Consider the following 14,534-nt stretch of genomic DNA (forward strand, 5'->3'; position numbering starts at 1 on the left):
AACTTATAAAAGGGGGCTTTTGCCCCCTTTATTATTTGTAGGCAATATTATTCAAAATATTTTATATTATCCTTATTAAATATATTTGGAGCAATGGAACTAACAAGCTCAAACATTAGTTCTGCAAGTGTTCTTATCTCCCATTGAGCATGTTTATCCATGCGTAATTTAAAAAAGTGCATCAACTCTCTTGCATTTGCTGTTGCAACGATTTTTGTCTCTGTTGCATTAGGCAAAACAAAACGTGCATCTTCTTCTGGGATACCAATTGAAAGTAGTTTTTTGTATGTATCTAATATCTCATCCATTAGATTATTGTAAATTTCCAATGCCTCTAACCTGTTTAAAATTGTTGGAGGGGTAATAAAAAGAGGTTGGTCAAATTTTATGTATCTTTGACTTTGTTGAGTGAATGAAAAAAATCTATGCCTTACAAACTGATGAGAACAAGCCCTTGATATTCCAACAATAGCAAAAGAGAATGAGATATGTTCAAAAACGGACATATGTCCAAGATTCAATGCAAGGTTTATGAGTCTTTTAATATCTTCTTCACTTAGGTCTATTTCCTTTACATTACCTTTATAGCGAGATTGACGCATTGCTGTTGCAACAACTCTTTCAGGGTTGGGTGTATAGGCAAATAGAGTTACAGAAGGTGTTAATGCCATCTTACTTTTTATCCCCCATTGTTAATGAAATATAATATTGCTAATTTTTTTTGCCAATTCCAAAAATCTTTTTAATGAGCCTTAAAAATTTGTTTTCTAGTTTTAGTAGTTTTCTTTGCATAGCCAAATCTTCCTTCTACAAAAGAGATTTTAATACACTTTCAAAAATTTTTCAATAAGTCTTTTAGAACTACAAGACCCTAAGCGTAAGCGAAGGATCGCAAATCAGTTTTAAAGTTTTAAATCTATTTTTAAATCTACTTTCTTACTAACTTCTCCTCTTTTTGTTTTTTCAATTAATTCTTCATCACAGTAAGGACAGTATTCGTGTTCTCCTGGAATATACCCATGTTTTGGGCAAATAGAGAATGTCGGTGTTACCGTTATGTATGGAAGTTCAAAATTAGAAAGAATTTTCCTTACGAATGTTTTTACATCGTTACTTTTCAGCCTTTCTCCTACAAAGAAATGCACTACACAACCGCCTGTATAGAGTCTTTGCGTTGGTTCTTGGAGTGCTGCAACTTCAAAAGGATCGTCGGTATAGTTTACAGGAAGTATTGTTGAATTTGTATAGTAAGGGTTGTCGGGTGTTCCTGCTGTAATAATGTTTTTAAAGTCTTTTTTATCTTTAAGAGCAAGTGAATATGCTGTCGATTCAGATGGTGTTGCTTCCAGGTTGAAAAGATGCCCAGTCTCCTCTTGAAATTGTTTTAACTTCTCTCTTATATGAAGCATCGTTTGCACAGCAAAATCAATGCCCTTCTGAGTCCCCATGTCAACTTCTGGGTCAAAAAGCATCTGTAAGGCCTCGTTCATACCAATTATTCCGATTGTGTTAAAGTGGTTTTCCCAGTAATGTCCAAAAGACTCTTTTATTGGCTCTAAATAGATTTTTGAATAGGGGTATAGTCCCATTTCTGTAAATTTCTCAACTGTTTTTCTCTTTTCTTCAAGCCCTTCTTTTGCTGCAACAAGGATATCATCCAACATGTTATAAAATTCGTTAATGTTCTTTTTAGATAGATACGCAATACGTGGAAGGTTAACCGTGATAACACCAACAGAACCTGTAAGGGGTGCCGAGCCGAATAAACCGCCTCCACCTTTGTTTTTAAGTTCTCGAGTGTCGAGCTTTAGTCTGCAACACATAGACCTTGCATCTTCTGGTTTTAAATCAGAATTTATATAGTTTGCAAAATATGGCGTGCCATATTTTGCGGTTGCTTCCCACACTGGGGATAAAACAGGATTATCCCAGTCAAAATCTTTTGTTATGTTAATTGTTGGAATTGGAAAAGTAAATGGTCTTCCGTGTCCATCGCCCTCTATAAATGTTTCAAAAAGTGCTTTGTTTATAATATCCATTTCTTTTTGGAGCATTCCGTAAGTTATATCTTGCTCTTTTCCAGCTACAATAACAGGTTTATCTTTCAATAACGGATGGGGTGTCAAATCCACAGTAATGTTTGAAAACGGTGATTGCCCTCCTGTTCGCATCGTTTGGTTCATATTGTAAACAAACTCCTGGATTTGTTGTTTAACTTCTTTATAGGTCAATTTGTCAAAGTAAACAAATGGGGCAAGATACGTATCAAACGAAGAGAATGCAACGGCTCCTGCAGCTTCATTTTGTAGAGTAAAAAGGAAGTTCATCATTTGTCCTAATAAGCTAGATAAATGTTTTGCAGGGGTAGAATACGGTTTTCCAGGCACACCACCAAAGCCTCGCCTTATTAAGTCTTCAAGATCCCAACCTACGCAATATGCACCTAAAAATGACAAGTTATGGATATGCACAAAGCCATCTTTATGGTATTGGGAAATCTTTTTAGGGTATACCTTTTCAAGCCAGTAAATACTTTCGGCTTTACCTGTAATAAAGGATTTAAGGCCTTGAATTGAGTAGTCAATATTTGCGTTTTCGTGGACTTCCCAGGTTGATTCGCCGATGTAGGACTCAAAGAGTTCTAGGACGTTGAGATGATTTTTGAATTCTCGTAACTCCCTTCTTTTTTCTCTGTAGAGAATAAATGCCTTTGCCGTTTGGTAAAACCCTTTCCGCATTAAAACTTCTTCTATTTTGTTTTGTATAACTTCAATGTTAAGAGGTTCTACCTTAGTTTCGTTTATCTCTATACAAACGATGTTTGTAAGAAACTCAGCAGTGTCTCTTCCAAATTCATGAGTTGCATTACCTGCTTTTAATATTGCATTTATTATTTTTTCCTTTTCAAAGGCTACAATTCTACCATCTCTTTTTTGAACGAATTTAATCATTTTAATCACTCCTTTATCCACTTTAAACACAAAATATCTTGTTAATCTATTTTATGAAAAAACGAATTTTTGCAAATCCAGCCAAAAGACAAAGTGTAAACTTAAAAGTTATACATTACGGGATAAAATCAAAGTGTTTGGTGACCCTTGTAAAGATCAATGTATTTTTAAAAACAATTCTTCTCAGTATTTTTAAGTTATCGGTTTTTTATTAATTTAAGAACAACAGTTTTTTTAACTAATTAATTTCTTAGTTTATTTTTAACACAAGCGCTTTTTTAATGTTTGTCTTTATGCCGTCATTCCACAATTTTCTCCTTGCGTAAATAAGTGCGAAACCAAGTAATTTCTACGTTTATAGTTCAAATTAAATGATTTTTTAATTCTTTTAAAAAGCAAACAAGATGTTCTAAAATATTTTTTTTAATATTTTTGGTTATTAGTTTTTTACTACTTAAGAATATTAATCTTTTTAGTAATTACCATTTGTTTAATTTTTAACAAAATTTTGTGAAAATTTACACCAAAAAATATTTTTAATTTTCAATATTTTGATATAATATTAATTGAAAAAGTTAAAACTTTGACAGAAAGGAATGTATTATTATGGAAGACATGCAAAAGAATTTTGACGACTTTATGAAGACCGCCAAACAAATTGGAGAGGTTGACAAAGGCTATTTAGATGCAGTGATGGGTTTAATTAAAGAAACTGAGAAACCAGGTGCACTCTCCACAAAAGAAAAAGAGCTTATCTCTATTGCGCTAAGTGTTGCTGCTCATTGTAAGTTCTGTATTGCACTTCACGTAAAGAATGCAATTGATGCAGGTGCAACTAAAAAAGAAATACTTGAAGCTTCATTTGTTGCTGGACTTATGGGCGGAGGTCCTAGCATTGCTTACATTAGGCTTGTTTTTGATGCTTGTGAGCAATTTGGAGCAAAATAATTAAGGTAATTTTGTTTATACAGGGGGTGCTTCCCCCTTTATTTATTAATGTTGTATTATTGCAAGAACTTGTAAAAACTAAGATTCCTCACGGATTTACACTAGGTAAAGCAAATGTGTTTAGAATAACCAGGAAGGTGGAAAACGGCGAGATTCTTCCTCGGCAAAAAGGTGCCTCCACTTGACTTCGTCAAGGAAAAGAGTGCAGAATGACACCCACTATGTCATCCTGAGCGGTAGCGAAGGATAACAATCTTTGGTGGAGCATCAAGGAGGACTTTCACCTCATTTAGTATAAAAAAGATGAGATTCTTCATCGCTTATTACGTTTGTTTGTTAGAATCCCCAGGGGATCTTGTTATCAAAAGGGAAGTTATAGTGAAGAAGTATTCTTAAAAAGACTAAAAACCCTTTAAAAAAGGTTTAGTGCGACTTTGCACTGGTAATATTAAAATTTGCACTTGAAAATTTTTCTAATACTCATAAAATAATTTTTGTGGATATAAGAGAGTTTTTTGTATTAAAATTAAAGGAAGCTCTTAAAGAACATGACATAACTCAGAAAGATCTTGCAAAGACTACAGGACTTTCTTCTTCGTATATATCGCAACTTTTACAGGGCAAAAAAACACCCACTATAAAAGTTGTTTCAAAAATTGCCCATGCACTTAACTTACCCACATCCTACTTTTTAGAAGAAAATAATGTAAAAGTTCTTTTTCACCTCGATAAAGATTTAACAGAGGAAGACATCCTTGCAATTGAAGCCTTCGTTGATTACTTAAAGAAAAAGAAAAATGCAAGTAACAAAGCTAATTGAGGATTTTCCAAAAGGTAATCCACCAATACAACTTGATGTTTTTAAAGCTTTAGACCATTACATTGGACTTGAAAATGTTTATGAAATTAGAGGTAGTTTAAACTTCACTGTGATAATGGATGGGACACCATTTATCTTCATTGATAAAAACCTTCCTTATAAAAGAAAGCATTTTATCCTAACACACGAACTCGTAGAATACCTGCTTGAGGTTAATAAGTCTGTTTACTCTATTCAGTACTACCTATACAAAGGAATGGATAAGAAATTTCAATCAAAGATAAATACTATCGTTTCACAACTTTTGATGCCTGAGAATGTGATAAAAAACATTGTGGATAAAACTCTCTTATATGCGGGGCATATAAGTTGCGATTTAATAAATGAACTGTCAGATTTTTTTGCAGTCTCTAAAACGGCAGTTAAGGTGAGATTAAAGAAACTTGGTTATGAGGTGTTAATATGAAAATAGTTTTTATTACAGGTGGAGTGATCTCTTCTCTAGGGAAAGGTCTTGTTGCTTCCTCTCTTGGGCTTTTACTTGAAAGTAGGTTCTACAACGTAAATATTGTAAAAGTCGATCCGTATTTACAAATTGATGCAGGGACAATGTCTCCATACGAGCATGGGGAAGTCTTTGTAACGGAAGATGGGGGAGAAACAGATCTTGATATTGGAAATTATGAAAGATTTTTAAATAAGCATCTTACAAAGGATAATAGTATCACGACAGGAAGAATTTACTACTCTGTCCTTAAAAAAGAAAGGGAAGGAAAATTCCTTGGTAAAACTGTCCAGGTAATACCCCACATTACAAATGAAATAAAAGAAAATCTTACAAATCTTGCTAAAGACTACGATATCATAATTGTTGAAATAGGTGGAACTGTTGGTGATATTGAATCTCAACCATTCATAGAAGCTGCAAGGCAAATAAAAAATGACATAGGAAAAGAAAACGTCTCTTATATCCATGTGTCCCTTTTGCCATACCTTAAAGCAACACAGGAATTAAAGACAAAACCAACACAACACAGTGTAAAAGAGTTGAGAAGTATGGGCATTCAGCCAGATCTTCTTGTTTTAAGAAGTGAAGTTGAACCTTCAAGGGAGATAAAAGAAAAATTATCCCTTTTTACAGATGTAAAACCATCAAATATTTTAGGAGCAGTTGATACGGACAATATATACAAAATTCCAATTTTACTTGAATCACAGGGCTTTTCAGAAAGAGTATTAGAAGTATTAAACTTACAGAAAAATACCTTAAATTTAACTGATTTTCTTAATTTTCTTCACAAGATGGAAAATCCAACTAAAACAGTAAGAATTGCAGTAGTTGGAAAATACGTTGAACTTAAAGATGCATATAAAAGCCTTATTGAAGCACTAAGGTATGGAGCAGTTGAAAATAGTGCAAAACTTTCAATTGAATGGGTTGATGCAGAAAATTTAGAAGGACCTGATTTCCGCGCTATATTAAATAAGGCAATGCTCCAAGGTATAGTTGTCCCTGGTGGTTTTGGTAAAAGAGGAGTAGAAGGAATGATAAATGCAATAACCTTTGCAAGAGAAAATAAAATTCCCTTTTTGGGCATCTGCCTTGGTATGCAGTTAGCAGTTATCGAATTTTCAAGAAACGTATGTAATTTACAGAATGCAAATTCAACAGAGTTTGACTCCAATACGCCTTACCCTGTTATTGATACCATGGAAAGCCAAAAGAATTTGAAAGAATTAGGTGGCACAATGCGGATAGGATCTTTTAAGGCAGTTTTAAAAGATGGATCCCTTACCCAAAAGATATACGGAAAAAAAGAAGTTAAAGAAAGACATAGGCATCGATATGAGGTAAATAATGATTACATTCCTATTTTAACTAACAATGGCCTTGTTATCTCAGGTGTTTCTTACGATGAGAAATTGGTTGAGTTTATAGAGTTAGCTAACCATCCGTTCTTTGTAGGAACGCAAGCCCATCCTGAATTTAATTCTTCTCCTTTAAACCCCAATCCTCTTTTTACAGAGTTTATAAAGGCATCTCTCAATTATAGACCATAGTAGAGTTTAAAGATAAATGTAATAACTGAGTCGGGAAGAATACGTTTTAAAAAAACAAAAAGCTTCTCAAAAAATGGCCCAATAATATATTTACGTCTTGGTTTGGGCGAAGTAATAATCTTGTAAATTAGAGTTGCAACAATAGCGGGATTTTCCCCATTTTGTTCGTCTTTTTCCATTTTACTTATTGCGCTATTAAATTTAGCATGGTAAGGAGAGTCTTCTTTTGTGTATTTTTCTCTTTTTGAGGTAAAACCGGTCTTAAAATCTCCAGGTTCAATTAACACAACATTTATGTTAAATGGCTCAACTTCAATAGCAAGTGCCTCAGAAAAACCCTCGACTGCAAACTTTGATGCAGAATAAAATGCCTGGTATGGAAGAGCAATAATAGATGCAATTGAACTAAAATTAATGATAGTGCCAGAGCGTTTTTTTCTCATGTGGGACAAAACTTCCTTTGTGGTATACACAATCCCAAAAAAGTTAACATCCATCTCTTTCTTTATGGCTTCAATTGGAGTATCTTCTACACTTCCTGCGATTCCAAAACCAGCAACATTAATAAGCACATCTATACTACCGTAGTTTTTGATGATCTTGCTTAAGACTCTTTTTACTTCCTCAGGGTTGCTTACATCAAGGTGAAAGGTAGAAAGTTCTTCTGAATCACTAAAACTTCTCGCTAAACCAATGGTTTTAAAGCCTTTATCTTTTAGATAATTAAAAATCTCTTTTCCGAAACCAGATGATGCACCCACTACAACAACTACCTTATCCATTTTTCCTCACAAAAGTTCTACTTGCCCTGATATTTACTTGTGTATTTAAAACATTTTCAATGATTATATCATCGACTTTAACAGGGGCTTCTACCTCTACACTTCTTAAAAGTTTTATAAGTTCAAATATCCTATCTTTAGGGAAGGGTTTATCGGTGTAAACAGGCAGAAGCGGGTATTCTGCATTTTTTATTCGCACAGAAGTTGTAACTTTTCTTTTTGGTTCTTTTACCTCTTCTTTTGCAAATTCAACCCCAATATTGCACTGATTACCTTCTACCTTTATTACTTCTTTTTCTTCAATAAAAACTGTTAAACTACATCCAACAGGGCACCCAAGACAGGTAAAGTTTTTCTTTTCCATTTACCCTCCAAATTTTTCAACGCTCACATAGAGTGTATTGGATTTAAAAACTTCATCGTAGGTTTTCTGCGGTATGGTAAGCACAACCATTTCTCCTGGTCTTACATAACGCTCAAGTTTTCTAAATATGAGATTGTTTTCATTTCGTAATTCAATCCATACTTTTTCTTCAATGGGTTTACTTACTCTCATCATAAGTTTAATGGGGGCTTTTTCAAGGGCATCCTTTTTTATAAACTGTGGCACAACATGATGGATGTTATTCCCACTTTTTATTGGGATTAAAACCTTTTCAGTTTTTTCCTTAAGAGCGTATCTAGAAGCTCCCTTTCCTGCAATAAAACCTGCTTCTGTTACCCAATCAACAAGGTCAAAAATATGCACAACATTACCTGCTGCAAATATCCCTGGTATGGAAGTTTGCATCTCTTCATCAACATACGGGCCTAAAATAGTTGGATCAATTGCAACACCTACACTTCTTGCAAGTTCAATTTCGGGGACAAGTCCTACAGAGAGAAGAAGTGTATCAGCTGTAATTATTTCTTCACTACCTTTTACTGGTTTAAAGTTTTCATCTACCTCAACTATTTCTACTGCTTCAACTCTATTTTTTCCTAAAATCCTTTTTACAGTATGTTTCAATTGAAGAGGAATATTAAAGTCTTGCAAACATTGAACATAATTTCTTGTAAGCCCTGTTAAGAAAGGCATAATTTCAAGCACTCTTTCAACTTTTGCACCTTCAAGGGTAAGCCTTCTTGCCATTATCATTCCTATATCACCAGAGCCAAGAATGACAAACCTATTACCTGGCATAAAACCTTCTATGTTAACCAATCTTTGTGCTGTCCCTGCTGTATATACTCCAGATGGTCTAAAACCTGGTGTTCTTATCTGAGCCCTTGTTCTTTCCCTTGCTCCCATCGCAAAGACAACCGCCCTTGCTTGGATTTCATTAAAACCATACCACTTGCTTGTTACGTATACCTTCTTCTGAGGTGTGATTTCAAGCACCATGGAGTCTAACATAAACTCCACGCCAAGTGATTCTGCTTCTTTTATAAACATCTCAGCATATTTTGGTCCTGGCATATCTTCTTTAAAAATCTCCACACCAAAACCGTTGTGGATACACTGATTTAATATACCGCCTGGCTCTTTATCACGCTCTATAACAAGCACAGACTCTGCTCCTTCTTTTTTTGCCTGTATGGCACTTGCAAGGCCACCTGGTCCACTTCCGATTACAACTACATCATAGATATCTTTTAACTGCATTCTGAACCTCTTTTGTTTTTCTAAAAAGGAATTTTGAATTATTTCCTCTCTTTGTAATTTCTGTTGGGTCTAAGTTCAATTCTTTTGAAAGTAGTTCTATTACTCTTGGAAGATCAAATGCACCTTGACATCTTCCTGTTCCAAGCCAAGTTCTTCTTTTTAATGCATCGTAGGTTTTTGCAGGAATTGGAGCATGGATTTCGGCAAGAATCTCTCCTTCGGTTACATTTTCACATCTGCAGATGATTCTTCCATAGGAGGGGTTGTTCTCTACTAACTTTTTTCTTTCATCGTTTGAAAGATCTCTAAATCTAACTCTTGGTTTTCTTACAGGGTTAAAATCTTTCTTTTCTTTTAACTTTACGTTTGCATCTTTTAACAAGTTAATAACGTATTCTGCAATCGCAGGAGAAGAAGCAAGCCCTGGAGATTCAATACCTGCTATATTTACAAGGCCTAAATTTGGTAAAATATCGATAAGGTAGTCATGGTTGTAATCTATATTTGGGTTAGGTGAGCGAGCATTTCCCGTTGCCCTTAATCCTGCAAACATTGCAATAACATGCTTTAAATTAATTGTTGGAACTAGTTTTCTTGCTCCTTCATAAACACTTGTAAGCCCTTCTTCTGTATTAGAGGTATCTTCTTTATCTTCAATTTCATGGGAATTTGGTCCTATGATTGTGTTTCCATGAACAGTTGTTGTAACCATGATACCTTTGCTTGCTTTAGTTGGCACAGGAAAAAGCACTTCTTTAATTGAAAAATCGTTTCTATCAAAAATGTAGTATTCGCCTTTTCTTGGTGTAATAGTAAATTCCTCATGCACATGTGCTTTATGCATTACCTTATCGGAATATAGACCTGCTGCATTAATTACCCAATCTGAATAAAAATCGCCTTTATTTGTTTTTACGCCAATTATCCTTTTACCGTTAAAAATAAAATCTTCGAAAGAGGTTTCAAGAAGTATCTTGGCGCCGTTTAAAACTGCATTTTCAAGTGGGGCAAGAGTTGCCTGAAAAGGGTCAACGATCCCACCACTTGAAGCAAATAGCGCAAGACTTACTTCTCTATTCAAATATTGTAATTTAGTTAGTATTTCCTCTTTTTTTAGTATCTCAAGTCCGTTAACTCCGTTTTCAACTCCTCTTTTATAGAGTTCTTCAACGCCATCTATTTCTTCTTTTCCTATTCCAATTACGTAATCACCAGTTCTTTTGAAAGGAATTCCAAGTTCAAAAGCTAATGTATCCCAAAGTTTATTGCCTTTTACGTTGAGTTCAGCCTTGAGAGTCCCAGGTAGTGGGTCGTATCCTGCATGTATAATTGATGTGTTTGCAGAAGATGTTCCCATACATACATCGGATTCTTTCTCAATAACGAGGAGTGAAACCTCATATCGAGAAAGACTCCTTGCAATCATTGCACCAACTACACCTGCGCCAATTATGATAAAATCAAATTTTTCCATTTCTACTCAGCAAGGTTAAAAGACTTTTCTACAGCCTTTAACCAACTTTGGTATAGTTTTTCTCTTTTGGTATCATCCATTTTTGGTACGAATATTTTATCAACTCTCCAGTTTCTTTTCAATTCTTCTTTTGATGAAAAAACTCCCACTGCAAGAGAAGCTGCGTAAGCAGCCCCAAGGGAGGTAGTTTCAATAACTTTTGGTCTTATAACAGGAACGTTGATGATATCAGCTTGAAATTGCATAAGAAGTTCGTTTACTACCATTCCTCCATCGACTTTTAACCTCTGGAGTTTGGTATTAGAGTCTTTCTCCATTGCAAGGATGACATCTTTTGTCTGGTATGCAGTTGCTTCAAGAGCTGCTCTTGCAATATGCCCTTTGTTTGCATACCGTGTTAGCCCAACTATTACCCCTCTTGCATCGCTTCTCCAATATGGAGCAAATAAACCTGAAAACGCTGGAACAAAATAAACTCCACCATTATCTTCAACACTACTTGCAAGGGCTTCAATATCTGCGCTTTTTTCAAAAAACTTTAAATTATCTCTAAGCCACTGCACAAGCGCACCTGTTATTGCAATAGAGCCTTCTAAAGCATACGATTGCGGTTCATCACCAAACTTATAGGCAACGGTAGTTAACAAACCAGAATTACTTTTAACAAGTTTTTCTCCTGTGTTAAGAAGAAGAAAACACCCTGTTCCATAAGTATTTTTTGCTTCACCTTCTTCAAAACAAGTCTGTCCAACTAAAGCTGCCTGTTGATCACCAAGTGCTCCACCTATAGGCACACCTTTTAAGAAATCAAGTTCAGTATAACCATAGAGATTAGTATCCGAGGATGGGCGGATCTCCGGAAGTATGTTTCTTGGTATGTTAAAGTTTTTAAGGATATCTTCATCATACGTAAGAGTTTCTATGTTCATTAGCATTGTTCTTGATGCATTTGTCACATCTGTTATATGCTTTCCTTTACCTTCTCCACCTGTAAGATTGAATATTAAAAATGAATCTATTGTGCCAAAAAGCACCTCTCCTTTAAGGGTATCTTTCATTACCTCTGGATTGTTCTCTAGGATCCACAAAAGTTTAAAAAGAGAAAAATAAGTTGAGGGAGGAAGTCCTGTTTTCCTTCTTAGAAGCTCTGCCTCTTCTTTTGTAATTCTTTCAATGTAATCTTTAGTGCGTGTATCTTGCCAAACGATTGCATTGTAATACGGTTTGCCTGTTTTTCTATTCCAGACAACGGTTGTTTCTCTCTGGTTTGTTATACCCAAAGAAGCAATATCATTTGGAGAGATATTACTTTTTTCAAGGGTTGCTTTTATTACTGTTTTCGTGTTTTTCCAAATTTCCATTGGGTCATGCTCAACCCAACCAGGTTTTGGAAAAATCTGTTTATGCTCAACTTGGTTAGATGCGATAATATTTCCACTTTTATCAAAGATTATAAACCTTGTGCTTGTTGTTCCCTGATCAATAGCAGCGATGTAATTTTTTCCCATTTTCTCACCTCATAATAACTTACTACCATTTTAGTGGTGTCTCTGGTTCTTTTCCTTTGACTAATCTATCGATATTCTCACGCATGGCAAGAATCATAAAGAGTGCTCCTAAAAGTGAAAAAATCGCATAGCTTAGTGGGAATTTCGGTGTTTTGACTAACAATGTCAAAATGGCTATACCCAGTGTAAGCCACCAAGAAAAGATGATATTTGATAAACTCATCCTTCTTGTTATAAGAAGAACAATAGGAAGCGCAGGAAAGAAAATCAAAAAATAATGTAGACCTATAAGACCTGAGATTGCTCCGTAGTATGCAGAAGCACCTTTTCCTCCTCTAAAGTGTAAGAAAACTGGAAACACTTGACCTACCATGGGAAGTATTGCAACAATTATGACAAACCATTGATTAGATAAATTTACTCTTGCAAGGTATGCAGGTAATAACCCTTTTGAAAAATCAAGCAAGGCAGATACCGTTGCCCATCTCCAACCAAGTGCTCTTGACACATTTGTTGAAGATGCAGACTTTGATCCTATTTGAAGCACATCGACTTTATTAACTTTACCGATAATAAAACCGAAAGGAATAGACCCAAGTAGATAGGCACAAACTGACAAAAGTAAAAATTTAATAAATTCGTTCATTTACCCTCCTTAAAACCTCACTACATATGGGTACCTCAATTTTCTTTTTACGTGCTAACTCTATGATATTTCCAATGTAGTAATCAATTTCATCAATGTTGCCCTTCTCTTTTGCCCCCCTCAGTTTTAAGACCATAACCGCAATTAAACTTCTAAAAAGTGAAAGAAGACCTACAGGTAATACCTTAACAAGTTTTGCAAAGAATTTAATTGGATAATGTGGAAAATTTGAAAATTCTCCACCGTTTGCCTCAACAACTCTTATGTATTCCTTTAATAAGCCAATTTCTTCTTCAAAAGATTTTTTGTCTTTTAAACCTTCATAGATATTTAAACCATTTGAAAAAGATGGTAGTCCAATTAGATTTGTAAAAAGTTTTGAATACTCCATGTTTTTGATATCTTCTTTTTTTACAGTCGTAAATTCGAATTTTGCATCTTTAAAAACTTCAATAAGATCATCTAAATCATCTTTTCCAAAGGCAACTCCGAAAGCAACTCTAATTGGTGTTTTATAAGAAATTATGGTATTTGCATCTTTTGTCATTGAGACTGCGTTGAAAAGCACGAGTCGAATAATTCTTATTTCAGATGGTATCTTATGGAAGGTTTCGTAAATTGCTTCTTTTGCTTCATCTACTGCGGTAATCCCATTTTGGGATAGTATTAAGTTAACAGGTTTTCCAATTTTGGTTAGATACTCTTTTAGCACTTCTTTAATAGGATTTTTTACGGTAAGAAATAGAAAATCGACATCCTCGTTTAAGTTATTTGTTAATAAATTTGTGCCTAATTTAAACAGTTCTCTGTTCTTGTTTATAAAAACATTTCCTTTAAGAATTTTTTCGTATGATTTTTTACCTGCGAACCCAAAAATCTTTACAGTATTTTTAAGTTCATAGGCAAAAAGGCTGCCCGTTCTTCCCCCAACTCCAACTATTGCAATTTTCATCTCAAATAGATTATAAAAAATAATTTATTTTTTCAAAGGTTTTTTAGACTGTTTATATTTTCTTTTATTTAATGTTTTCTTAATTTAGAAATTAAAAGACAGTTATTTTTCTTTTGTCATTTTTAGCGTAAATGAAGCATATATCCTCTTTGGGAGTATCGAATGGGATTATTCTACTCCCCTCAAGGCTCCCTTTGAGTAATTAAAAAGAGTAAAAAGGTAAGATTCTTCGGCTTCGCACTTGCTTACACAAGGAAAAGAGCGAAGAATGACCCTCCCACCTCGTCATCCTGAGCACGTTCGCTTCGCTCAGTGTAAACTTAAGCGAAGGATCTCATATTTGAGGGGGTAAAAAGCACCCCCTCAAGACTCCCCCAAAAAGCATAAACGGATGAGATTCTTCCTCACTCACTACGCTTGTTCGTCAGAATGAATCTTTGTAGTCATCCTGAGCGATAGCGAAGGATCTATTATTTGAGAGGGAAACCCCCTCAAGACTCCCCCAAAAAGCATAAACGGATGAGATTCTTCCTCGGCAAAAGACGCCTCGTCAGAATGTACCGTGTTGTGTCAATACCTTTTAAGAGGAATTTTTAAAATTTTTGCATAATTCTTTTTAATCCTTTAGTAATCAGTAATTCTTAGTTGTTTATCCTGTATAAGTGGAAGATCATAGAAAGAGTTTGTATATACATGCTCATCTCTTTTTGTATTCTGTGTAGTAGATGTATCTTTCTTTTCTAAACT

13 protein-coding genes are annotated in these 14,534 nt (G+C 34.7%); 4 read left to right on the top strand and 9 right to left on the bottom strand.

Features of this window, described 5'->3' with window-relative positions; all coding sequences use genetic code 11:
- Positions 1-47: 47 nt before the first annotated feature.
- A complete protein-coding gene (gene thyX / locus K6343_03485) occupies positions 48-671 on the bottom strand; it encodes an FAD-dependent thymidylate synthase (GenBank protein MEF3245031.1) in 624 nt (207 codons plus the stop codon).
- A gap of 231 nt (positions 672-902) precedes the next feature.
- Positions 903-2,951: a ribonucleoside triphosphate reductase gene (locus K6343_03490; protein ID MEF3245032.1), complete on the bottom strand. Its 2,049-nt coding sequence runs from the start codon at positions 2,949-2,951 to the stop codon at positions 903-905.
- 615 nt (positions 2,952-3,566) lie between these two features.
- Between K6343_03490 and K6343_03495 the strand changes: the two genes are divergently transcribed.
- From K6343_03495 to K6343_03510, 4 genes are all read left to right on the top strand, one after another.
- The gene (locus K6343_03495) at positions 3,567-3,899 is read left to right on the top strand and encodes a carboxymuconolactone decarboxylase family protein (protein MEF3245033.1); all 333 of its coding nucleotides are present in this window, start codon (positions 3,567-3,569) and stop codon (positions 3,897-3,899) included.
- Positions 3,900-4,395: 496 nt separating this feature from the next.
- Complete coding sequence (locus K6343_03500; protein MEF3245034.1) at positions 4,396-4,719, top strand: helix-turn-helix domain-containing protein; 324 nt, start codon at positions 4,396-4,398, stop codon at positions 4,717-4,719.
- Positions 4,697-5,185, top strand: coding sequence for an ImmA/IrrE family metallo-endopeptidase (locus K6343_03505; GenBank protein MEF3245035.1), 489 nt, complete (start codon positions 4,697-4,699; stop codon positions 5,183-5,185). The genes K6343_03500 and K6343_03505 overlap by 23 nt, the downstream gene beginning before the upstream one ends.
- Complete coding sequence (locus K6343_03510; protein ID MEF3245036.1) at positions 5,182-6,780, top strand: CTP synthase; 1,599 nt, start codon at positions 5,182-5,184, stop codon at positions 6,778-6,780. Before K6343_03505 ends, K6343_03510 begins: the two co-directional genes overlap by 4 nt.
- On the opposite strand, the gene K6343_03515 is transcribed toward K6343_03510, so the two are convergent.
- From K6343_03515 to K6343_03545, 7 genes are read right to left on the bottom strand one after another with little or no spacing between them, the layout of a single operon-like run.
- A complete protein-coding gene (locus tag K6343_03515; GenBank protein MEF3245037.1) occupies positions 6,768-7,562 on the bottom strand; it encodes an SDR family oxidoreductase in 795 nt (264 codons plus the stop codon). The two genes, K6343_03510 and K6343_03515, sit on opposite strands and share 13 nt — an antisense overlap.
- The gene (locus tag K6343_03520) at positions 7,555-7,926 is read right to left on the bottom strand and encodes a DUF1667 domain-containing protein (protein MEF3245038.1); all 372 of its coding nucleotides are present in this window, start codon (positions 7,924-7,926) and stop codon (positions 7,555-7,557) included. The genes K6343_03515 and K6343_03520 overlap by 8 nt, the downstream gene beginning before the upstream one ends.
- Complete coding sequence (locus K6343_03525) at positions 7,927-9,207, bottom strand: NAD(P)/FAD-dependent oxidoreductase (GenBank protein MEF3245039.1); 1,281 nt, start codon at positions 9,205-9,207, stop codon at positions 7,927-7,929.
- Positions 9,185-10,681 carry an NAD(P)/FAD-dependent oxidoreductase gene (locus K6343_03530; protein ID MEF3245040.1) on the bottom strand — a complete coding sequence of 499 codons (1,497 nt, stop codon included), beginning with the start codon at positions 10,679-10,681 and terminating at the stop codon, positions 9,185-9,187. Before K6343_03530 ends, K6343_03525 begins: the two co-directional genes overlap by 23 nt.
- Positions 10,682-10,683: 2 nt before the next feature.
- Positions 10,684-12,189 carry a glycerol kinase GlpK gene (gene glpK, locus K6343_03535; GenBank protein ID MEF3245041.1) on the bottom strand — a complete coding sequence of 502 codons (1,506 nt, stop codon included), beginning with the start codon at positions 12,187-12,189 and terminating at the stop codon, positions 10,684-10,686.
- A gap of 22 nt (positions 12,190-12,211) precedes the next feature.
- The gene (locus tag K6343_03540; protein MEF3245042.1) at positions 12,212-12,835 is read right to left on the bottom strand and encodes a glycerol-3-phosphate acyltransferase; all 624 of its coding nucleotides are present in this window, start codon (positions 12,833-12,835) and stop codon (positions 12,212-12,214) included.
- A complete protein-coding gene (locus tag K6343_03545; protein MEF3245043.1) occupies positions 12,819-13,787 on the bottom strand; it encodes a hypothetical protein in 969 nt (322 codons plus the stop codon). The genes K6343_03540 and K6343_03545 overlap by 17 nt, the downstream gene beginning before the upstream one ends.
- Between the last annotated feature and the right edge of the window lie 747 nt (positions 13,788-14,534).

The sequence above is a fragment of the Caldisericaceae bacterium genome (assembly GCA_036574215.1).
GTDB lineage: Bacteria > Caldisericota > Caldisericia > Caldisericales > Caldisericaceae > Caldisericum.

What these genes read in the sequence shown, in the direction of transcription:
- K6343_03525 (MEF3245039.1), bottom strand. Translation starts at nt 9,207, where the DNA reads ATGCAGTTAAAAGATATCTATGATGTAGTTGTAATCGGAAGTGGACCA.
- K6343_03520 (MEF3245038.1), bottom strand. Translation starts at nt 7,926, where the DNA reads ATGGAAAAGAAAAACTTTACCTGTCTTGGGTGCCCTGTTGGATGTAGT.
- K6343_03505 (MEF3245035.1), top strand. Translation starts at nt 4,697, where the DNA reads ATGCAAGTAACAAAGCTAATTGAGGATTTTCCAAAAGGTAATCCACCA.
- K6343_03495 (MEF3245033.1), top strand. Translation starts at nt 3,567, where the DNA reads ATGCAAAAGAATTTTGACGACTTTATGAAGACCGCCAAACAAATTGGA.
- K6343_03545 (MEF3245043.1), bottom strand. Translation starts at nt 13,787, where the DNA reads ATGAAAATTGCAATAGTTGGAGTTGGGGGAAGAACGGGCAGCCTTTTT.
- K6343_03510 (MEF3245036.1), top strand. Translation starts at nt 5,182, where the DNA reads ATGAAAATAGTTTTTATTACAGGTGGAGTGATCTCTTCTCTAGGGAAA.
- glpK (MEF3245041.1), bottom strand. Translation starts at nt 12,189, where the DNA reads ATGGGAAAAAATTACATCGCTGCTATTGATCAGGGAACAACAAGCACA.
- K6343_03515 (MEF3245037.1), bottom strand. Translation starts at nt 7,562, where the DNA reads ATGGATAAGGTAGTTGTTGTAGTGGGTGCATCATCTGGTTTCGGAAAA.
- thyX (MEF3245031.1), bottom strand. Translation starts at nt 671, where the DNA reads ATGGCATTAACACCTTCTGTAACTCTATTTGCCTATACACCCAACCCT.
- K6343_03490 (MEF3245032.1), bottom strand. Translation starts at nt 2,951, where the DNA reads ATGATTAAATTCGTTCAAAAAAGAGATGGTAGAATTGTAGCCTTTGAA.
- K6343_03530 (MEF3245040.1), bottom strand. Translation starts at nt 10,681, where the DNA reads ATGGAAAAATTTGATTTTATCATAATTGGCGCAGGTGTAGTTGGTGCA.
- K6343_03540 (MEF3245042.1), bottom strand. Translation starts at nt 12,835, where the DNA reads ATGAACGAATTTATTAAATTTTTACTTTTGTCAGTTTGTGCCTATCTA.